25 protein-coding genes are annotated in these 19,462 nt (G+C 36.5%); 23 read left to right on the forward strand and 2 right to left on the reverse strand.

What is annotated here, in order from left to right:
- From recD to H4J73_RS09185, 10 genes are all read left to right on the forward strand, one after another.
- Positions 1 to 1,962, forward strand: coding sequence for an exodeoxyribonuclease V subunit alpha (gene recD, locus H4J73_RS09145; protein WP_182181183.1), 1,962 nt, complete (start codon positions 1 to 3; stop codon positions 1,960 to 1,962).
- Between the two features lie 81 nt (positions 1,963 to 2,043).
- Entirely contained in the window at positions 2,044 to 2,598 is a 555-nt protein-coding gene (locus H4J73_RS09150; protein ID WP_182181182.1) for a DUF3087 family protein, read from the forward strand.
- Between the two features lie 39 nt (positions 2,599 to 2,637).
- Positions 2,638 to 2,793 (forward strand): hypothetical protein, encoded by a 156-nt coding sequence (locus H4J73_RS20220; RefSeq protein ID WP_220460663.1) that lies wholly within the window; start codon positions 2,638 to 2,640, stop codon positions 2,791 to 2,793.
- Positions 2,794 to 2,833: 40 nt separating this feature from the next.
- The gene (locus H4J73_RS20225) at positions 2,834 to 2,986 is read left to right on the forward strand and encodes a hypothetical protein (protein ID WP_220460664.1); all 153 of its coding nucleotides are present in this window, start codon (positions 2,834 to 2,836) and stop codon (positions 2,984 to 2,986) included.
- A 10-nt stretch (positions 2,987 to 2,996) separates the two neighbouring features.
- On the forward strand, positions 2,997 to 3,269 hold the full coding sequence (locus H4J73_RS09160) for a DUF5062 family protein (protein ID WP_182181181.1): 273 nt from the start codon (positions 2,997 to 2,999) through the stop codon (positions 3,267 to 3,269).
- Between the two features lie 69 nt (positions 3,270 to 3,338).
- Positions 3,339 to 3,497: a DUF2986 domain-containing protein gene (locus H4J73_RS09165; RefSeq protein ID WP_182181180.1), complete on the forward strand. Its 159-nt coding sequence runs from the start codon at positions 3,339 to 3,341 to the stop codon at positions 3,495 to 3,497.
- A gap of 21 nt (positions 3,498 to 3,518) precedes the next feature.
- Positions 3,519 to 4,358 (forward strand): hypothetical protein, encoded by an 840-nt coding sequence (locus H4J73_RS09170; RefSeq protein ID WP_182181179.1) that lies wholly within the window; start codon positions 3,519 to 3,521, stop codon positions 4,356 to 4,358.
- 179 nt (positions 4,359 to 4,537) lie between these two features.
- Positions 4,538 to 4,951 carry a CBS domain-containing protein gene (locus H4J73_RS09175; protein WP_182181178.1) on the forward strand — a complete coding sequence of 138 codons (414 nt, stop codon included), beginning with the start codon at positions 4,538 to 4,540 and terminating at the stop codon, positions 4,949 to 4,951.
- A 106-nt stretch (positions 4,952 to 5,057) separates the two neighbouring features.
- Entirely contained in the window at positions 5,058 to 9,086 is a 4,029-nt protein-coding gene (gene hrpA / locus H4J73_RS09180) for an ATP-dependent RNA helicase HrpA (protein WP_220460665.1), read from the forward strand.
- 102 nt (positions 9,087 to 9,188) lie between these two features.
- Positions 9,189 to 9,488 (forward strand): PilZ domain-containing protein, encoded by a 300-nt coding sequence (locus H4J73_RS09185; protein WP_182181177.1) that lies wholly within the window; start codon positions 9,189 to 9,191, stop codon positions 9,486 to 9,488.
- A gap of 71 nt (positions 9,489 to 9,559) precedes the next feature.
- On the opposite strand, the gene H4J73_RS09190 is transcribed toward H4J73_RS09185, so the two are convergent.
- Complete coding sequence (locus H4J73_RS09190) at positions 9,560 to 10,750, reverse strand: class I SAM-dependent methyltransferase (RefSeq protein WP_182181176.1); 1,191 nt, start codon at positions 10,748 to 10,750, stop codon at positions 9,560 to 9,562.
- A 112-nt stretch (positions 10,751 to 10,862) separates the two neighbouring features.
- Here H4J73_RS09190 and H4J73_RS09195 point away from each other — a divergent pair, with 112 nt between their 5' ends.
- Positions 10,863 to 11,132, forward strand: a complete 270-nt coding sequence (locus tag H4J73_RS09195; protein ID WP_182181175.1) for an acylphosphatase — start codon at positions 10,863 to 10,865, stop codon at positions 11,130 to 11,132.
- 42 nt (positions 11,133 to 11,174) lie between these two features.
- Positions 11,175 to 12,146, forward strand: a complete 972-nt coding sequence (locus tag H4J73_RS09200) for an NAD(P)H-quinone oxidoreductase (RefSeq protein WP_182181174.1) — start codon at positions 11,175 to 11,177, stop codon at positions 12,144 to 12,146.
- A gap of 140 nt (positions 12,147 to 12,286) precedes the next feature.
- Here the strand turns inward: H4J73_RS09200 and H4J73_RS09205 are convergent, their stop codons facing one another.
- On the reverse strand, positions 12,287 to 13,258 hold the full coding sequence (locus H4J73_RS09205; RefSeq protein ID WP_182223421.1) for an integron integrase: 972 nt from the start codon (positions 13,256 to 13,258) through the stop codon (positions 12,287 to 12,289).
- Between the two features lie 571 nt (positions 13,259 to 13,829).
- On the opposite strand from H4J73_RS09205, the gene H4J73_RS09210 reads away from it, so the two are divergent.
- From H4J73_RS09210 to H4J73_RS09260, 11 genes are all read left to right on the forward strand, one after another.
- Complete coding sequence (locus tag H4J73_RS09210) at positions 13,830 to 14,009, forward strand: hypothetical protein (protein ID WP_182223420.1); 180 nt, start codon at positions 13,830 to 13,832, stop codon at positions 14,007 to 14,009.
- A 127-nt stretch (positions 14,010 to 14,136) separates the two neighbouring features.
- Entirely contained in the window at positions 14,137 to 14,427 is a 291-nt protein-coding gene (locus H4J73_RS09215; protein ID WP_182223419.1) for a hypothetical protein, read from the forward strand.
- A gap of 118 nt (positions 14,428 to 14,545) precedes the next feature.
- Positions 14,546 to 14,836 carry a hypothetical protein gene (locus H4J73_RS09220; protein ID WP_182176751.1) on the forward strand — a complete coding sequence of 97 codons (291 nt, stop codon included), beginning with the start codon at positions 14,546 to 14,548 and terminating at the stop codon, positions 14,834 to 14,836.
- A 101-nt stretch (positions 14,837 to 14,937) separates the two neighbouring features.
- Complete coding sequence (locus H4J73_RS09225; RefSeq protein ID WP_182223418.1) at positions 14,938 to 15,339, forward strand: hypothetical protein; 402 nt, start codon at positions 14,938 to 14,940, stop codon at positions 15,337 to 15,339.
- A 119-nt stretch (positions 15,340 to 15,458) separates the two neighbouring features.
- Positions 15,459 to 15,899 (forward strand): hypothetical protein, encoded by a 441-nt coding sequence (locus H4J73_RS09230; protein ID WP_182223417.1) that lies wholly within the window; start codon positions 15,459 to 15,461, stop codon positions 15,897 to 15,899.
- A 95-nt stretch (positions 15,900 to 15,994) separates the two neighbouring features.
- Positions 15,995 to 16,390, forward strand: coding sequence for a hypothetical protein (locus tag H4J73_RS09235; RefSeq protein WP_182178365.1), 396 nt, complete (start codon positions 15,995 to 15,997; stop codon positions 16,388 to 16,390).
- Positions 16,391 to 16,508: 118 nt separating this feature from the next.
- The gene (locus H4J73_RS09240; RefSeq protein WP_182223416.1) at positions 16,509 to 16,973 is read left to right on the forward strand and encodes a nuclear transport factor 2 family protein; all 465 of its coding nucleotides are present in this window, start codon (positions 16,509 to 16,511) and stop codon (positions 16,971 to 16,973) included.
- A 122-nt stretch (positions 16,974 to 17,095) separates the two neighbouring features.
- Positions 17,096 to 17,581: a DUF3592 domain-containing protein gene (locus H4J73_RS09245; protein ID WP_182223415.1), complete on the forward strand. Its 486-nt coding sequence runs from the start codon at positions 17,096 to 17,098 to the stop codon at positions 17,579 to 17,581.
- Positions 17,582 to 17,963: 382 nt separating this feature from the next.
- Positions 17,964 to 18,266 (forward strand): hypothetical protein, encoded by a 303-nt coding sequence (locus H4J73_RS09250; RefSeq protein WP_182223414.1) that lies wholly within the window; start codon positions 17,964 to 17,966, stop codon positions 18,264 to 18,266.
- A 196-nt stretch (positions 18,267 to 18,462) separates the two neighbouring features.
- A complete protein-coding gene (locus tag H4J73_RS09255; RefSeq protein WP_182223413.1) occupies positions 18,463 to 18,741 on the forward strand; it encodes a hypothetical protein in 279 nt (92 codons plus the stop codon).
- A 114-nt stretch (positions 18,742 to 18,855) separates the two neighbouring features.
- On the forward strand, positions 18,856 to 19,251 hold the full coding sequence (locus tag H4J73_RS09260; RefSeq protein WP_182223412.1) for a hypothetical protein: 396 nt from the start codon (positions 18,856 to 18,858) through the stop codon (positions 19,249 to 19,251).
- The last annotated feature ends 211 nt before the right edge of the window (positions 19,252 to 19,462 follow it).

A 19,462-nucleotide genomic window follows, 5' to 3' on the forward strand; every position in this document is an offset into this window, starting at 1 on the left:
ATGACCGCGCTATATAAGCAATTTCATTATGCTCAAGAGCAACTTAATAACATTGAAGCGGTTGACTACTTTTTTGCGAAAGAAATTCAACAAAGTCTTGCTAAAAACGATACAAATAATAATCAACAAATTTTTCATTTGCTTATCGCGCTCAGTGAAAGCCTTAGAGCAGGTCATAGCTGTTTGCCTATCACCACACTGGCTAATAGTCGCTTTGGTTATAGTTGCGATAAACAAGGCATCGTTACCCATCATGGTTTTACTTTTAACAATGCACCCGATTTGGTTGCGTTATGCCAGCAATTATCTATTACTGCCCAGGACAACCAAGCGATTGTTTTTCATGATAATAAGTTGTATTTGCGTCGTTATTACCACTTCGAACAAGCACTATTACAGTTTATTTCAGCTAAAAATGCCCAACACCACGATGTAAACCTACAAGCCTTTGACCCAGCTGACATTAAAAACTGCTTAGCGGCATTATTCCCAGCAGAAACGTTAGAGCAGAATAATGATGATATAGACTGGCAAAAAGTAGCTGTGGCCAATGCGATTAACAAAAAATTTAGCATTATCGCGGGCGGTCCGGGCACTGGAAAAACCTATACGGTGACCAAGTTGTTAGCTGCTTTGGTGATGTTAAATTCATCTGTTCAATTAACGCCAAATAAGCATATTAATAAAGAAATAAAGATAGCTTTAGTTGCACCAACCGGAAAGGCGGCCCAGCGTTTGTCAGAGTCAGTCACTAATGCTTTACATGGTTTTAAAGGTCAAATTAGCGAGCAGGTTTTAGCGAAAATTCCCCATGAGGCACAAACACTCCATCGTCTTTTAGGTGTTATTCCTAATAGTGTTAATTTTCGTCACCACCAAGACAATTTACTTAATATTGATGTACTGTTGATTGATGAAGTTTCAATGGTTGACTTAGCCTTAATGGTCCGTGTTTTTAGAGCACTGCCAAATCACTGCCAAGTGATACTTTTAGGGGATGCAGACCAATTGCCATCGGTTGCTGCAGGCAGTGTGCTTAATGATTTAGCCCCTAAGCCACACCGAGGCTATAGTTGCGAAAATCAACAGTATTTATCAGAAACTACCGACTTCCCCAACTTACCCCTGTGGAAAAAATCGCCTAAATCTTTAGGCGTAACGTTGCCCGCTGATCACGTGGTTTTTCTTGAAAAAAGTAGGCGTTTCGATGGTGAAGGAGGCATAGGAAAAATAGCGGGTCATGTTATTAATGGCCGTTTTAACGAAAGTTGGCAGTTATTAAATGAACCGTTATTAGTCGGTGATGATGATAACGAAAACACGTTTCAACACCAGAGTACTTTACGCTTGCTTGCCGGAAAGCCAAGTGAATGGTTGGCTGACTTAGTACAACGTTATTATGTTCCTATTTTTGCACAAAAAACGGTCTCAGCAGCTTTTAAACAATTACAACAGTTTCGTATTTTATGTGCGACGCGTGTTGGTGAACAAGGGGTAGAGTCGTTAAACGAGCAAGTACAACATATATTAGTTAAACACGGGCATATAAACGCATTTGACACCCGTTATTGTGGTCAACCCATTATGATAAATGTTAATAATTATGCCCTAGGTTTATATAACGGCGATATTGGCTTATTGTGGAAGAATGACGCAGGGCATTTAATGGCTGTTTTTGAACAAGCCAATAATGAATATAAATGGGTTAACCCAGCACGTTTGCCCCAACATGAAACCGTTTATGCCATGACTATTCATAAAACACAAGGCAGTGAATTTGAACATGTGGTGATGGTATTACCAGAGCAAACAGACAATAAACTGCTTTCAAGAGAATTAATGTATACCGCGATCACCCGCGCCAAGCAAAAGCTTAGTGTCGCCGCCTTAGCGAATGTTTGGCGACAGGGAGTAACCACAAAAACGACTCGTTATTCAGGTGTCGACCTTTATAAAAAATAAAGCGATGGAAAGCGGTTTCCTCAGAGAAATTACGTTAGAATGTCGCTTGAATTTCAGTGACCCCATTAAATAAGTGGTAGCATGACGTTAAAAGACATAAATAAAAAAACGTATCGTAGCAAACTTAATCAAGTGATTGTTGGCTTCATTATTACCTTAGCGATATTAGCCATTGCCTTTGGTGCAATATTGATTGCTATATTCTCGGATCCATTAGCCCTTGATACGCTCGCTAACACCACGACAGCTTCAGCTGACCAAGGGAGTAATTTTCGCTATAACTTTTTAGGTGTTATTTTCGCATTACTGGCGTGTGCAGCAATACTACAACAATTAAAAAACACACCATTTTTTAATGAAATTTATTATGTTTGGCAACTCAAGCAAATTCAAAATATTATTTATCGTCGCTTAAAAAAGATTAAGCAAGCGAGTGTTAACGGTGATGAAAAAGCGTTAATTGTTTTAAAATTTTATTATGCGAGTTTAAAGCAGCTTTATAACCTAGACGACAATACCCTTACCATGTCGTCGTTAGAAGCTGATATTGTGCTTCTTGACCAGTTAATTATTGAACATGGCAAAGAAATTAGTACCGAGCAGTTTACGAAGGTGTTACTTTCAAGCTATAAATAATAAAACGTTAACTTAACATTTTTAACAAAGGGGATTATTATGATTGATTACGTCACCTTAGGAACAAATGATTTAGCAAAAGCCGTGGTATTTTATGATGAGCTGTTCCCTTCAATTGGCGCAGAGCGCTTTTTAGAAACAGACCAGTTTGTCGCTTGGACTAAGACCATAGTAAGCAGGGCTGTGCGTCGCTAAACCTTTTAATGAACAACCGGCAACAGTTGGCAACGGTGTAATGGTCGCAATCGTTTTAGATTCAACAGGCAAGGTTGATGCTTTCTATACAAAAGCGCTCGAACTTGGAGCCGTGTGTGAAGGCAAAATCGGACCTCGCGGTCTTGATGGCAATAAGTTAAATGCCTTTTACTTTGATATGAAGTCACAATAAAAGAAGTCACATGAAAAAAACTAAAAAAATGAAAAATGAAACCGCTTTATTAAAAAAAGCGATTGAAGTAGGTGAGAAATATGCAATGAACCGTGGTTATAGCGGTTTCTCTGCAACGAATGCTTCAAAAGATAAAGTTGAAAGCTTGTATCGTTTATTAGTTAACGACAAACTTATTCAAGCATCACCTGCTGATGGTGAAGATTTACAAAGCATGAAACACCGATTAGCGATGTGGATAGCAAAGCAGTTACCTGAAGATCATCCGTTACTTAAGCCATAAAGACCTTGTTTGTCTGTAGGTTATTATTTACTTAGTTAGCTATTTATAAATTAAAATGTAGAAAGTAAAATGAATCGTAAGAAAAAAATCAACGCCACATTAAAAAGTAAGCAAAAAAAAGCGAATGCTAAATTGCACACCAGTAATAAGCCTCGTTATATTTCAAAAGCTGAACGAGCACTTCTTGAAGAAAAAGAAGTGTCTGCTCAGGTAAGCGATGCCCATTAACGCAGTGAGTCATTATTTGTTATGTTAGCCAATTTATTAGCGCTCATTAAACCGTCTAGCCAACTTGAAATAAGCGATGTTATTGATGCCGATAGTCATCAATGGATCCTCGATACCTTTTCTTGGGCGCTTAGCCATTTTGATGTGTTAGAATTTAAAAACAACAGCCAGCTTGTGCTCCCTAATAATCAATTTTATCAAGGCAGTGTCAGCAGTGTGCATGAAATGGCGCTGAGTATTTTTAAGCAGACAACCCAATATGCTGGCATGCAAGAGTGGCCTATCCTTTTGGTTACTCCCGAGCGATTTTTTGCTGGCAGTCAACAAATAATCATTCCACCGTTTAATATGGTTGACCATTGTCGAGGGGATAACACACTTTTTGCCAAATTAAACGGTGAGGATAGCGAAAAGCTGCAACAACAGCCAATCATGCTTTCTTATCGCGCAAACCAAGTTAACCAACCGCAAGACCTTATTTCTTCTATTGTACAGAACCTTGCGAATATACTGATTGTTCAACAACGAAGTTTACCCCCAGGCGGAGAAGAATACATTCCACAAGCGGTTGATATTATCGCTTGTTTTATGGGGTTTGGCGTTATATTTAGCAACACCGCTTATCAATTTAAAGGGGGCTGTGGTTCGTGTAATAACCCTAATGCTAATCGCCAATCGGCATTACCAGAAAATGAAACATTGCATGCTTTAGCGTTATTTTGTTTATTAAAAGCGATAAAGCCTAAAGTGGTTAAACCTCATCTAAAATCACATTTACGTAAACAATTTTCGCTTTCATACCATGCATTATCAAACACCTTAAAAAATTCTGCCGATCCCGTTTTACTGTCTCTACTCTAACGCACTCTCGAGTCTTTGATAAAGCCTGATAAATCAGGCTATTTACTTAGCATTGTCTGTAAAATAAGCACTCAATCATTAAATGATTTATTTTTACTAAATTCATGATTTATTGAATAAAAGCGACTACAGTTATTTTTATCGCATGGCATTTAAATTTTAATTATTGAGGGGCGTTTATGGAAAGCATAGAGGTAAAAGATTATATGAACCATTATCCCGTTACGTTTACTGCTGAAATGGTGGTGGAAGAGGCTGCATTGCGCTTTTTAAAAACAAAACAAATAGGTGGTCCAGTGATCGATGGTAAAAATCGTGTTATTGGTTTTCTCTCTGAAAGTGATGTTTTAGCAACAATGCTACAGACGATTTATCATAATGAACATGTGAGTGATGTTGCCGCGTTGATGCGCAAAGAAGTATTATCAGTTAAACCCTCTGACAGTGTCATAGAACTTGCGCAAAGCATGTTACAGAATAAACCTAAAGTTTATCCTGTGGTAGACGAAGATGGTATTTTACTGGGTACTATATGTCGTAATGATGTTCTATACGGTATTGACAGATATACCCGCAGTACCTTTAAACCTTAGTCAGCTGAGTTAATTTTACACTGTCTATTTGTACCACTTGATTGAAGTGGTACAGACTTAATAAAGCTGGTAAAATTCCCTTTTGCCTTTTTTGTTTGAGTTCATCTTGTCTTCTGAAAAATCTATCACTACCTCACCTGAGTCTCAGCCCAATCAAGCTATTAATATTGATAAGCTTTTTAGCCGCCTTCAATTGTGTCTAAAGTCTGACCAATTTCGTTTCAAAAAACGTTTGATGTCGAGTAAAAAAGCCACTGATTTTGAGAAGCAGCAAAAAACACTTAAGCAAATTTCCGCCCATATTGATGAGTCGATTCAGAAAAAGCAGCTTAAAATTCAAAGTGTGCCTAAAATAACTTATCCAGAAAGTTTACCGGTTTCACAAAATGCTGATCTTATCGCTAAGACCATTATGGAAAACCAAGTAGTTATTATCGCGGGTGAAACGGGCTCGGGTAAAACCACACAAATTCCGAAGATATGTCTGGCTTTAGGGCGTGGTATTGATGGAATGATTGGCCATACCCAGCCTCGTCGTATTGCTGCCCGTACTGTTGCAACGCGTATTGCGGATGAGTTATCGACTAAGTTAGGCGACGCAGTCGGTTATAAAGTCCGTTTTAATGATTTAGTCAGCGATAAAAGCTATATCAAATTAATGACTGACGGTATTTTACTGGCTGAAATGCAGCATGACCGTTTACTGAGAAAATATGATACGTTAATTATTGATGAAGCCCATGAACGCAGTTTAAATATAGATTTTTTACTGGGTTACTTGCGAGAAATACTACCGAAACGCCCTGATTTAAAAATCATTATTACCTCGGCAACGATTGACCCTGAACGATTTTCAAAGCATTTTGCTTCAGCCTCAGGAAAACCTGCGCCTATTATTGAAGTATCAGGGCGTACCTTTCCCGTTGAAATACTTTATCGTCCGCTTAATGCTGATAATAATGATGAAACGGAAGAAGTGAGCAGCAATGATATCATCAGTGGTATCTTACAAGCGGTTGACGAACTGGGTCATATTAGCCAGGGCGATATTCTTATTTTTCTCAACGGTGAGCGAGAAATACGTGACGCAGCTTTAGCATTAGAAAAAGCGAATTTACGTCATACTCAAGTGCTGCCTCTGTATTCACGATTAACAGTGCAAGAGCAAAATAGAATATTTCAACCTCACAGCGGACGTAATATTGTGCTTGCCACTAACGTTGCTGAAACCAGCTTAACGGTACCTGGTATTAAATACGTTATTGATCCCGGTACTGCGCGTATTTCTCGTTATAGTTACCGCACTAAGGTACAGCGACTGCCTATTGAAGCTATATCACAAGCTAGTGCTAATCAAAGAGCAGGGCGTTGTGGCCGTGTTTCTGCTGGTGTTTGTTTACGTTTATACAGTGAAGATGATTTTCTGGGACGCCCTGAGTTTACCGACCCAGAAATATTACGTACCAATCTTGCCACCGTTATCTTACAAATGCTGGCGCTTGATTTAGGTGAAATAAGCGACTTTCCCTTCGTACAACCACCAGACAACCGCAATATTAATGACGGTGTTTCTTTACTGGAAGAATTAGCCGCGATTGAGAAACAACCAAATAAAATTGTCTTAACTAAAGCGGGGCGCATGTTAGCAAAGTTTCCAACAGACCCACGCTTATCAAAAATGATTTTGTCAGCGATTGATTTAGGCTGTATCGAGCAAATATTTATTATTGTCAGTGCGGTCAGTATTCAAGACCCACGTGAACGTCCACATGAAAAGCAACAAGCGGCCGACGAAAAGCATAATCGCTTTAAAGACAAAGAATCTGACTTTATTAGTTTACTTAATTTGTGGCATTACATTGAACAGCAGCAAAAAGCTCTGACCAATAACCAATTTCGAAATATGTGTAAAAAAGAGTTTTTAGCTTATATGCGTATTCGTGAATGGCAAGATATTTTTAGTCAGCTCAAACATTCATTGCGTGATTTAAACATTCCAATGAGTCGTATTGAATATACGCCACCGTTACTTGATGCTCATAACAATGACGCGGGCAAAAACGAAGCGCCCACAGAAAATAATAATAATGACATTCTTCATCAAGCGATACTCTCTGGCTTGCTTAGCCATTTAGGGCAACTTGACGAAAATAGAGAATATAAAGGCGCGCGTAATAGCCGATTCTTTATTTTTCCGGGATCGGGTGTGGCGAAAAAATCGCCTAAGTGGATCATGGCAACAGAGTTGGTTGAAACCAGCCGATTATTTGCGCGCATGGTGGCAAAAATAGAACCACAGTGGATAGAGCCATTAGCGACACATTTAATTAAGCGAAATTATAGCGAGCCGCATTGGGAGAAAAAGCAAGGCGCGGTAATGGCGTTCGAGAACGTTATTTTATATGGCTTAACCATCGTTGCAAAAAGAAAAATAAACTTTAACCATATTGAGCCACATACCTGTCGAGAAATTTTTATTCGTGAAGCCTTGGTTAATGGCGATAGCACAATAAATGAAAAATTCTATCAACAAAACCATCAATTAGTTGCCAGCATTGAAAAGCTAGAGCAAAAAGCGCGTCGTAAAGACTTTTTAGTTGATGAAGAGCGCTTGGTTGAATTTTATGATGAAAAACTCCCTGAAACCATTGTTTGTCAACGTAGCTTTTTGTCTTGGTGGAAAAAATCTAAACAAAGTGATCCGCAACGACTGAGTTTTACAGAAGCCTTCTTACTAAACGAAACCTCTAAAAAATTATCTGCTAATGATTATCCTGATGTTTGGCGACAAGGTAATTTGACCTTACCGCTCAGTTATCATTTTACCCCAGGTGATATTGACGACGGCATTAGTTTACATATTCCTGTTGGAATTTTGAATCAGATTGAAGACCGCGATTTTGATTGGTTAATTCCAGCACTACGTTTAGAACTTATTATTGCGTTGATCAAAGGTTTACCAAAATCATTACGCCGAAATTTTGTGCCTGCACCTAATTACGCCGAAGCTTGTTTATCAGCCATTAGTGAGTTTAATGGAAAACTAACCGATGCTATTGAAAAACATTTATTAAGAATGACCGGTGTACGTTTACCCGAAGATATTTGGCAAGATGTTGAATTGCCTATTCACTTAACGATGAACTTTAAAGTGATTGACGAAAAAGGGCAGCTCATTAATCAGAGCCGCAAGCTCGAGCCGTTAAAAGCATCTTTACAAGGAAAAGTAAAAGCATCAATTAAAAAAGTGGCGGATAAAGGAATAGAGCGAGCACAAATTACCACTTGGGATTTCAAGGCGATCCCTAAAGGCTATGAAAAAAATATTGCCAATATTACCATTAAAGCCTTTCCTGCTTTGGTTGATAAAAATAAAACGGTAGCTATTGAGCTATTTGAGCAAGAAAGTTTAGCTGAGCAAGCGATGATCAATGGCGTAAGTCGTTTAATTTTATTAAACATACCTTCTCCGGTGAAATATCTACAACAAAAATTGCCTAATAAAGCGAAGCTAAGTTTATATTTCAATCCGTTTGGTTCAATACCTGATTTATTAGACGATTGTATTGTCGCCGCATGTCAGCACTTGGTGAAAGAGCATGGCGAAATTCCGCGTAACCAAAATGACTTTGAAAAAGCAAAAGACCATGTCCGCGCCGAATTGGCTGACTGTGTGCTCGCATCTGCTTTAAAAGTAGAAAAAGTATTAACGTTAACCCATGAAATAGGTAAAAAATTAAAGGGCCGAATGTCTTTAGAGGTTATTCAAGCACAAGCCGACATTAAAGAACAACTGAGTTTACTTGTTTTTAAAGGGTTCGTTACAGCTTCTGGCCATCAACGATTAGATGATATTGCTCGTTACTTACAAGCGATGTTAAGACGCATGGAAAAGCTGCCTGTTGATCCACACCAAGACCGATTAAAAATGCTAGAGGTTGCGAAAGTCAATGATGTTTATCTCGCGTTACTTGCTAAACAAAATAAAAGTAAACCTGTTGCGGAGGAAATTTTAGCCGTTCGTTGGATGATGGAAGAATTTCGTGTCTCAGTCTTTGCACAAAACTTAAAAACAGCTTATCCGGTTTCAGCAAAGCGAATTTTAAATCATTTGAAAGAAATTTCAGCAAATTAAGCGGGTTTTATCAACAATTTCAACCATGAAAATTTGACAGTAAACACGGCAATGGGTATAAAAGAGTCAGTAAATAAATTCAAATAACAATAGGGAGTAGTAATGGTTAACTTTGATGATAAACGAGACTTCTATCGGATGATGTTAAATAGTGATGTAACTGTAACCATTATCGATGATGAAGCGAATAGCCAAATATTGGCGACTTGTCGTGATTTAAGTGCTACGGGTATAGCCATTGAGATGACCCACCCATTAGAGTTGAATACCCATGTTAAAGTTAGCGTGGGCTCTGCGAGTAGTAATGTTCAACCGCTTGAAGTTTTGGGAAAAATAGTACGAGTCACCGAAGAAGGTGATGAGTGCTTTTTAATTGGGATTAATATTGCAGAAATAGATTAGCAATTAGCCGTGTAATAACTAAAAAACGAGCGTAATTCGCTCGTTTTTTAGTTGTATTATAACGTAAAAAGTTAACTCACTTGACAAACTAAGCCTTTCAAATAATAGCCTTCTGGATAATTACTTGAAATAGGATGATCGCCTGCTTGCTGCAAGCGTTCAACAAAGTGCACTTCACGGCGGGCATCAAGCGCAGCATCAGCCACCACCTTTTGAAATAGACTTGCCTCCATTAAACCTGAACACGAAAAGGTCAGTAATATGCCATTTGGCTTGAGCAATTGCATCGCTAACATGTTGATGTCTTTATAACCACGACAAGCACCCGTTAATTGCGCTTTAGATTCAACAAACTTTGGTGGGTCTAAAATGATCATATCAAACTGACGTTTTTCTTCACGGTATTGTCTGAGTAACTTAAACACATCCGCTTTAACAAAAGAAACATTCTTGTCTTGAAGATTATTAAGCACAATGTTTTCTTGGGCTAAATCGAGTGCTGATTGAGAAACATCAACGTTAATAACCTCTTTGGCATCATTTGCCGCACAATGTAAGGCAAATGTACCCGTATAAGAAAAACAATTAAGCACTGATTTATTCTTAGCATACCGACCGGCAGTTACTCGCGAGTCACGTTGATCTAAATAAAAACCTGTTTTATGACCCTTGGCAATATCAACATTAATTGACAAGCCATGCTCTTTAATAATGCATGCTGTTGACTCAAGGGGGGCAGTTAACCAGCCTGTAACGGGCTCTAAACCTTCTTTTTTACGTACATCAACATCAGAACGTTCATAGATACTACATTCAGGGTAAAGCTCTTTAATGACTTCAACGAGGGTATAACGTTGAAAGTCAGCACCTGCACTGAGTAATTGGCAAACAATTAGGTTGTCGTATTTATCAATAGTAATACCGGGTAAACCATCAGATTCACCGGCAATTAAACGGTAACCGGTTAAGCCACCTTGTTCAATAAACCATTCACGTCTAGATTGAGCGCTTAATAATTTATTACGAAAAAATTCGCTATTAATTTCTTCGCTTTCGTTAAAGCTCCACACTCTGACGCGAATTTGTGATTCTGGTGAATAGGCACCGCGAGCAAGCCATTTTTCCCGGTGATCAAAAACATCTACGGTGTCGCCCAACATTGGGTTTCCCTTGATTTTATTGATCGCTTGAGAAAATATCCAAGGATGTTTTCTTAATAAAGACTTGTCTCGGCTTACTTTTAAATAAATTCTTGCTGACATGTGACTATACTTAATAAATTGGAAAATGAAATTGCGCAGAGTGTAGTCAATGCAAAGCTCTGGCGCAATCTTCAAATTAAGTTATTTCAGACTACGTTAAGGAACAGCAAATATGAATGTAAGTTATATCGCCCATATTAGTGGAAAAGTTCAGGGTGTTTATTTTAGAGCGTCTAGCCAACAAGTGGCTATTGATCATGGTTTAAGTGGCTATGCAAAAAATTTAGATGACGGAGATGTAGAAGTTTTAATGAGTGGTGAAGAAGAAGACGTTGATAAAATGTTAGCATGGCTATCACATGGACCGCCAGAAGCTGAAGTCGCGAGTTTAGAAAAAAAACAGGTAAAATGGCAACCACATCACTTTTTTGCGATTAGCTAGTGAATCGTAAAGTAATAAGCGCTTAACAACGTAGAGGTTTATTTGAAGTATATTTCTGTTACCCACGAGCAACAACTCTTATTTGCTGAAACGATATTACCTGAAGTTTCAGCAGATGAATGTTTAATCAAAGTAAAAGCAATCGGTGTAAACCGCGCAGATATTTTACAGCGTCAAGGAAAGTACCCTGCGCCTCAAGGTGAGTCATCTATTTTAGGTCTTGAGGTTTGTGGTGAAATTGTTGTTTGTGGCAGTGGCGTGCATCAATGGAAAGTGAATGATAACGTATTCGGTTTGGTTGCTGGTGGAGGTTACGCAGAATATGTTGTTATAAAGTCTAGCCAGTTATTTTATCTGCCTGCTACCTTTACTTTTGAACAAGGTGCGGCTTGCGCAGAAACGTTTCTAACAGCCTACCAAAGTCTATTCTCAATTGCTCAGTTGCAACCTAAACAATCAGTGTTGATACATGCTGGTGCCAGTGGTGTTGGCTGTGCTGCTATTCAACTTGCCAAAGCGAGTGACTGTTTCGTTGTTGTTACTGCAGGTAGTGAAGAAAAGTGTCAAGCGTGCTTAACACTGGGTGCTGATATTGCCATTAATTATCATCAAGCCGCTTTTGAGCAATGGCAAAAAGACTACACTCATGATGGTTTTAATGTGATTGTAGATTGGGTGGGAGGTGACTATTTACAAAAAAATATACAGGTTGCAGCAATTGACGGACAGATTGTTTTATTATCAATTATACGGGGCCGCTATTGTGAAAAAGTTGATATGGGTATGATGCTCTCAAAGCGAATTAAATTGAGTGCTTCAACCTTAAGAAATAGAGATTATGATTATAAGGCTGAGTTAGTTGTTAAGTTTAAAGAAGACTTTGGTGAGTTATTCAGTGCAGGACAGTTATTGCCAGTTATTGATACATGTTACCAATGGCAAAATGCCGATAAAGCCCATCAACAGATGTTGGAGAATAGCAATGTTGGTAAATTAGTATTAATGGTGAGTTAACAGCGTAAAGGCCAAAAAGAATATTTTTCTGATAACTTGATCATAATAAAGATAGTTTATTTAACTATAAAGACGTGAAAACACTATTCGTATGGGTAGAAGATAATGCTCATTTAAAGTAAATTAAAAAAATACTCATCTTATAATAAATCAGATAAAGGGCTTCGAACACCATTAGCGCCGTGCTCAAGTACATGGGTATAAATTTGGGTTGTACGTAAATCGCTGTGCCCTAGTTGTTCTTGAACTGTTCTTATATCAGCCCCTCTTTGCAATAAATGTGTAGCAAATGAATGTCGTAAAGTATGACAAGTTATTACCTTATTTACATTCAATTGGTTTGCTGCTTTTTTGACTGACTTTTGAATACTACTTTCATTGAGGTGATGCCGACGAATATACTTGTATTCTGGTTCAATACTTAATCGAGCCGAAGGAAATAAATATTGCCACTTGAATTCTTTGGCGGCATTAGGGTATTTGCGATTAAGAGCATTTGGTATCCAGACACCTTTATAGTCGATATTTTCTATATCGCTAGTATGATATTTTTTAGTCCTTTGAATTTGGAGGTACAGTTCAGGTATAAGCTCAGTGGCGAGGGTAACTCGACGATGTTTGTTCCCTTTACCGTTCCAAACTGCAATACAGTGATAATTGAAGTCTATATCTTGTACTCTTAAGCGAATAGCCTCCATTAGCCTTAAACCACTACCATATAGTAGGCTTACTAATAAATGATGTTGTAAGGGTATTTTTGATAGAAGTTTCATTACTTCTCTAGGTGTAAGCACATCAGGTAACTTTCTAGGCCGGCGACTTAAGTTAAAGTTTAGCTTTAAACTTAATTCGCTTTTTAAAATTTCTTTGTATAAAAAAGCTAATGCATTAAGTGCAAGTGACTGGGTAGCTGTTGAAACGTTTTGTTGATTAACTAAAAAACTGAGAAATCTCTCAACTTCGATATCCCCCATGAGTGCGGGGTGAGTTTTATTTGAGTAATTTATAAAATATTTTATCCAATGAATATAGGTTTCTATTGTTCTTTTTGCATATCTTAAGTTGCGCATATGCTCTTCGATACTCATTAAAAAAGGCGATTTAGCATCCATAATATGAAATCCACTTACTGTTGTTATATACAGCTTAGCTGGTGTTCGGTTCTTTTACCAATATATCGAAAGATTCGGTGTTGCCCCTTTTGAAATATTTAATAATAATAAAATGTTAGTGTTGTTATTATGTTATCAAGTATGATGGTTATAACTGTAAATAAATAAGGAATACTAAGTGTTATACATTGCTTAGTTTTTCGGTCTAATAAGCTGTTAGCAGTACAAGGAAGTATCAGTATGTTTCGTAATATTATAAGCAGTGTAATTGCCACAACAGCCATTTTCTTATATGATTTTCTAATTCATAGCGAGCAAGCTATTGATTGGTATAAGCCTATATTCGTTTTTTGTTTTACATTAGTATTGTCTAGTTATTTTGGTTCCAATAAAACTAAAAAAGACGTGTAATGCACTGCTAACAAGGCGTTCAAACGGACAAAAAACAGTTGGCTGTTTCACTCCGTTCACAATTTTAGCCAACAATTTTTTGCCGCTTAACGTGGCGTTATGTGCCAGATCACTGGTAAGTATGAATCAAAGTGTAGTTTCATTAAATAAAGGAATAATTATGAAAAATAAAAAAACGTTTTTTATCATCGGTAGCATAGGATTTATAATAACAGCAAGCATGCAAATGCTAATGGCAGTAATGTTATCAAGCTCATCTATGGCCGTTTGGCTACCAATGTATATATCGTTCGCCACTTTTATGATAATCGGTTTACCTAAAAGTAAAACAAGCTGGTAGGGTTGACTTGCACATAACAAGCCATTCAAGCAGGACAAATAACAGTTGGCTATTTGCTCCTTCGTCGCTTATTTTAGCCAACCATTATTTGCCTCTTAATGGGGCGTTATACGAATTAAGGCACAGTATGTTTGTCCCGTTGAGAACACATTTAAAATTTTCTAAAATTATAGGTTTCGTACTTGTTTGTATCGGAATTCTTATTGGGTATCCAGCTCTTGAAGTTGTTCTCGATCTTAATGCTACTGTGGTTGTTAATGGTGTAGCAAGACAGGATATGGAAGCTAAAATATTTGCCTTACTTATTCCTATATTATTAATTGTTGTAGGTGTAGTTTTAAGTTTATCTAAAGGTAATGCTATCTCAAGTTTTAATAAGTTAAGAGATGAAATATATTCTGGTATTTTTGGCAAATAATACGTATAACAAGCCATTCAAGCAGGACAAATAACAGTTGGCTATTTGCTCCTTCGTCGCTTATTTTAGCCAACTATTATCTGCCTCTTAATGGGGCGTTATACGTTTAAGGATATTTATGGAGATTAAGGCTTGTCCAGAATGTACAAAAAGGATTTCGCGCAGTTGGTATGTCTTTAGCGGATTAAATGAATCTTATAGTTGTATTCATTGTTCAGCTCTTATTAAGTGGAATGATAATGCTTATTTTTTTAGAATTTCTCAAATTGTTTTATTTGTAATATTATTCTATTCGTTTTTTACTTTATCTAAAATTATTGGTGTAGGTTTTTTATTAGCTCTTTCTCTTACAGAAGTAATCTCAAACTTTATTCCATCTAAATGGCTTGTTAAGTTGGGTAATAAATAAACGTATAACAAGCCATTCAAGCAGGACTTTTAACAGTTGGCTAGGTTCCGCTTCGCTTCACATTTTAGCCAACAATTAAAAGCCTCTTAATGGGGCGTTATATGCAAAACGGAGTTTGGCACTTGAAATTAATTTTTATCTTCTTACTATTTTCTTTTCCTATCTTTGTAAATGCTAATGAATACTTATGTGCTATTAAAAAAGTATCTTCATTAGCCAATTCAGGCTACATGGAAAATGAATATGAAGAGCCATATGTTGGTAAAACTTTCAGGGTAAATAAATCTACAGGGGTTATGACTGGAATAATTCAGAATACGCTTGGTGGAACACCACAAGTTGTTCAAGAGACCAATAAAGATTGGTCATATAAAGCTGTAACTCATAGTGTCACTAATCACGTAGATGTGTATTATCTATATGTAAAAGATCTTAATAATGCACAGCATAAGCCTTTTATGTTTATCCAGTCTGGATATATATTTCATGGTCTATGTGAGTAAGTTTGCATATAACAAGCTGTTCAAGCGGGACAAATTACAGTTGGCTGGTTCCGCTCCGCTTCACATTTTAGCCAACTACAATTTGCCCCTTAACAGGGCGTTATATACCTAGGGAAGTTATGGTCGCTCATTCAAAATTTGTTCAAATATTAGCTTACGTTTGTGCTGTGATTCTTATTCCAGTATACGTTTTTGGTTCTATAGCTTTATTTTATGCAACTTATAAATCAACTTTAAATCCTGACGTGCTAATTACATTATTTATTGCTGCTGTTGCTATTGTAGTTTCTTTTTTCGGTTACAAAAGTATGTATTTATTAATTCGTTTTATCAAAACTCTCAAGGCTAGTTTTGAATTTGACGAAAATGGAATATGTTTAAATTTTCAAAGTAATTCCCAAAAATATACTTGGGATGAACTTGAAAATTCAAAAGACTATCCAAGTTGCCAAATTTTTTGTTTAATCGATGATAGTGGTAATCATCTTTATTCTATTTGGGAGTATGCTTCTAATTACTCACAATTTAGAAAGTTAGCTTTAGAGAAAATCGGTATATAACAAGCTGTTCAAGCGGGACAAATAACAGTTGGCTGTTTCGCTCCGCTCACATTATAGCCAACTACAATTTGCCCCTTAACAGGGCGTTATAGCGCATGATGAAATTATCTAGTCAGTCACAAAGAAATATTGGAGCGGCTTTAGCAAGTCCTGTTATTTTGGTGCCTGTAATTAGCATAATTGGAAATATATATAGCTATGCATCTAATCCAGCAATGTTTAATTTTGAAGAGCTTAAGCTTGTAATTGCATTCTCGGTTCTAACTCTAATGTATGCATATCCGATTACAATAGTGTTTGGTTCTATTTCAGCCGTTGTATTGCAAAATTTTGGGTTGTTTAAATTACAGTATGTTTTACCAATTAGTCTGATACCCACTCTATATTTTCATTTGAGGTGGCATTTAAGTTTAAATTGGTTAAGTATATTTATGTTTTGCTCCTTAGTTGTGGCTTTAACTTTTTGGTTAATATATAAATGGTTAAAGTAGCGCTATAACAAGCCGTTCAAGAGGGAAAATTTACAGTTGGCTGTTTTCACTCCGTTCAACATTTTAGCCAACAATAAATTTCCCCTTAACGGGGCGTTAGGCATACAAGGAGAGTTCAGTGAAAAAATTAACTTTAGTATTTATATCCCTTATTTTATCTTTTTCAAGTTTAGCAAAGGACAAATTTTCGACAGAACAGTTAATCGAAAAAGCCAAGATATTTGTATCAGCCAAAAATGCTCGCCAACAACCAAATACAACCACCAAAGAAATAGATCATTATATATCGCTATTGTCTGATAATTTCATTGATGAACATGTAAAATTTAAGTTTACGTATACGGATAAATCGAAACTTCGTTCAGACATGGTTGGTAAACTAAAAGATGAAGTTATAAACAGCAATATTGAGATAAACGAAATTATGGTAGGGGCTAATGTTGTTTTTATAAAAATGACTGAAATGGGTAAAGTTAAGCCTGCACATTTAGATAAAATCATTGAATATAGTAAAACTAATATTGTCTCATTAGAATTTAACGAATCAGGTTTAATAAAGCATATTCGCCGACACCACGGTTAATGTATGCCTAACAAGCAATTCAAGACGGACAAATAACAGTTTGCTGTTTGCACTCCGTTTCAACATTTTAGCAAACTGTTATTTGCCGCTTAATATGGGCGTTATATCTCTAAAGAGGTCTGGTGAAATTTTCATATAAAGAGCACAAAGAAATATTATTATTTCTACTTTTACCTATCATTATTCTAGTCGTTCGATTTGATGATATTAGAGGGAGCTTTTTCTTAAATACAATCGAGTTTATTGAAACCGATGGACAGATTAATAAGTCTGATATTAGTCATGGTTCTAAACCAAGGTTTAAATTTGATATCATTTACCAATATAAAGTAAATGGTAAATCCTATGAATCAAATCGGATAGGATTTGGATTTAAAGGAAGCGATAAAAAACAAAATGTAGACCTAATTATTAATCGTTATCCTATTGGCAAAAGAGTAGCAGTATACTTTGATAAAAGTAATCCTAGTTTCTCTGTACTAGAACCTGAAAGGAATAGTAAGTTTGGCTTTATATTTCTTTCTGTTTTGTATTTAATGGGCGTAGGTTTAGTAATTTATGCTTTGGTTAAATCGAGATATAACAAGCCATTCAAGCAGGACAAATAACAGTTGACTATTTGCTCCTTCGTCGCTTATTTTAGCCAACTATTATTTGCCTCTTAATGGGGCGTTATAGGCGCGGCTATTTTAATTCTGTTTATTGAAGCTGGACCTATTTTAAGTGGTATAAATCCATTTTTAGCAACAGAAGGCAGTCAAGCGTTTCAAGTACTTATTTGGGTACAACTTGCTTGGTTTATGATTGAGTTCATGACTATGTTAACTAATAACAAAAGAAGAGCTGTTCACGACTTTATTGCAGGGTCAGTGGTTACGCGCCTCTAACAAGCCACTCAAGCAGGACAAATAACAGTTGGCTTTGTTCGCTTCGCTCTCTATTTTAGCCAACTATCATTTGCCTCTTAGTGGGGCGTTAGGTGTTTAGAATATGAATCGATTTTTTGTATTATTAGCACTGCTTTTTGTTTCGGATGTTTTTGCTAATGAATGTCCTACTCGGTATACGATCAAAGTAGAGCACATGTTAGTTAATGACGATTTAGGCTCAATTGATACAACAGGCAAGTTGGAGAAATTCACTCATCATGATTACTCCATTAGCTGTAACATTAAAATTAATAATCGAAATTTTAAGTGGTTTACTGATGAGATAGATACTCGGTTTTTATTACAAGAGTCTATAGAAAATGGAGTTGTTTATTACGGCTTGTTTCGTCTAAAAAACACCTAACAAGGCATTCAAGCAGGACAAATAACAGTTGGCTATTTGCTCCTTCGTCGCTTATTTTAGCCAACTATCATTTGCCTCTTAATGGGGCGTTAGGGTTACAGAAATATATGGAAGCATCGTTCGACGTAAATGGAAAAAATTTGAAGTTGATTTTTCATTATTTGGTGCTGAAAAGTACTATTACGACGGCACTCTTTTGAAAAAACGTAGAAGTTTTAAATTCAATGACCGTTTAGTATTTGATACTGAGGAAGGTAAAATTGAAATAGTTGTATCGCTTTCTACTGAAAACTGGTCAACGCAAGCATTTATTAATGATAGATTAATTGTAGACGAGCTGTTTCCTGAAATTAAAAAAAAGATTGAAGACAGAAAAAATTCTAATGGAGTAAGTCAATTGAGTATGTTTAAAAAAGTTATTTTATGGTGCGTTCTAACTATTGTTTTTATAGCTATATTTCAGTGGGCTAAGTAACCCTAACAAGCCACTCAAGCAGGACAAATAACAGTTGGCTTTGTTCGCTTCGCTCTCTATTATAACCAACTATTATTTGCCTCTTAGTGGGGCGTTATATAGCACGGAGGCATCATGCGTAAGATTCTACTATTAATATCAATTTATCCTTTTATCTTTGCTTATGCAGAAAAGATTGATAAATGTGATTTCATGAAAAAAGCTGATGAAATCTTATTATCAGATCCAGTTGAGGATGCTAAATTGTATAAACATACAGGTCCACAAAGGTTCTTAGCTATTTCAAATGGAAGAACTCCAACAGTATCTGTAAAAGGTTTTTATAGTGATAATGAATTGTCATGCGTATATAAACAATACGAATTTAATTATATCGAAGCGGGTTATGACGTAATTCGTTGTAAGGGACAGACAATTAAAGGAGAATTTTTGGTTGATTATGCAGCTAAATATAATAAACAGCTTGTAACCCAATACAAAAAAATGGGCTTGTATAAATGTGCTATATAACAAGCATTTCAAGCGGGACTGCTAACAGTTTGCTCGATTTCGCTTCGCTACACAATTTTAGCAAACTATTATCAGCCCCTTAAATGGGCGTTATAACTCAAGTTCAAAGTCTTGTACTTACATCTAGTTTTAACTATACTTAGTGCCATACATAGTACAACTAAAGGTATTACTCATGAGTAGACTTCATTTTGATCAAGATATTCAACCA

The sequence above is a fragment of the Colwellia sp. MB3u-41 genome (assembly GCF_014076845.1).
Classification (GTDB): Bacteria; Pseudomonadota; Gammaproteobacteria; order Enterobacterales; family Alteromonadaceae; genus Colwellia_A.

Excerpts from the sequence above, each read along its gene's own strand:
- H4J73_RS09235 (WP_182178365.1), top strand. The coding sequence starts at position 15,995 with ATGATGAAATTATCTAGTCAGTCACAAAGAAATATTGGAGCGGCTTTA.
- H4J73_RS09175 (WP_182181178.1), top strand. The coding sequence starts at position 4,538 with ATGGAAAGCATAGAGGTAAAAGATTATATGAACCATTATCCCGTTACG.
- H4J73_RS09205 (WP_182223421.1), bottom strand. The coding sequence starts at position 13,258 with ATGGATGCTAAATCGCCTTTTTTAATGAGTATCGAAGAGCATATGCGC.
- H4J73_RS09225 (WP_182223418.1), top strand. The coding sequence starts at position 14,938 with ATGCAAAACGGAGTTTGGCACTTGAAATTAATTTTTATCTTCTTACTA.
- H4J73_RS09160 (WP_182181181.1), top strand. The coding sequence starts at position 2,997 with ATGAAAAAAACTAAAAAAATGAAAAATGAAACCGCTTTATTAAAAAAA.
- H4J73_RS20220 (WP_220460663.1), top strand. The coding sequence starts at position 2,638 with ATGATTGATTACGTCACCTTAGGAACAAATGATTTAGCAAAAGCCGTG.
- H4J73_RS09215 (WP_182223419.1), top strand. The coding sequence starts at position 14,137 with ATGTTTGTCCCGTTGAGAACACATTTAAAATTTTCTAAAATTATAGGT.
- H4J73_RS09230 (WP_182223417.1), top strand. The coding sequence starts at position 15,459 with ATGGTCGCTCATTCAAAATTTGTTCAAATATTAGCTTACGTTTGTGCT.
- H4J73_RS09260 (WP_182223412.1), top strand. The coding sequence starts at position 18,856 with ATGCGTAAGATTCTACTATTAATATCAATTTATCCTTTTATCTTTGCT.
- H4J73_RS09165 (WP_182181180.1), top strand. The coding sequence starts at position 3,339 with ATGAATCGTAAGAAAAAAATCAACGCCACATTAAAAAGTAAGCAAAAA.
- H4J73_RS09170 (WP_182181179.1), top strand. The coding sequence starts at position 3,519 with ATGTTAGCCAATTTATTAGCGCTCATTAAACCGTCTAGCCAACTTGAA.
- H4J73_RS09210 (WP_182223420.1), top strand. The coding sequence starts at position 13,830 with ATGAAAAATAAAAAAACGTTTTTTATCATCGGTAGCATAGGATTTATA.
- H4J73_RS09220 (WP_182176751.1), top strand. The coding sequence starts at position 14,546 with ATGGAGATTAAGGCTTGTCCAGAATGTACAAAAAGGATTTCGCGCAGT.
- H4J73_RS09185 (WP_182181177.1), top strand. The coding sequence starts at position 9,189 with ATGGTTAACTTTGATGATAAACGAGACTTCTATCGGATGATGTTAAAT.
- H4J73_RS09190 (WP_182181176.1), bottom strand. The coding sequence starts at position 10,750 with ATGTCAGCAAGAATTTATTTAAAAGTAAGCCGAGACAAGTCTTTATTA.
- recD (WP_182181183.1), top strand. The coding sequence starts at position 1 with ATGACCGCGCTATATAAGCAATTTCATTATGCTCAAGAGCAACTTAAT.
- H4J73_RS20225 (WP_220460664.1), top strand. The coding sequence starts at position 2,834 with ATGGTCGCAATCGTTTTAGATTCAACAGGCAAGGTTGATGCTTTCTAT.
- H4J73_RS09250 (WP_182223414.1), top strand. The coding sequence starts at position 17,964 with ATGAATCGATTTTTTGTATTATTAGCACTGCTTTTTGTTTCGGATGTT.
- H4J73_RS09150 (WP_182181182.1), top strand. The coding sequence starts at position 2,044 with ATGACGTTAAAAGACATAAATAAAAAAACGTATCGTAGCAAACTTAAT.
- H4J73_RS09195 (WP_182181175.1), top strand. The coding sequence starts at position 10,863 with ATGAATGTAAGTTATATCGCCCATATTAGTGGAAAAGTTCAGGGTGTT.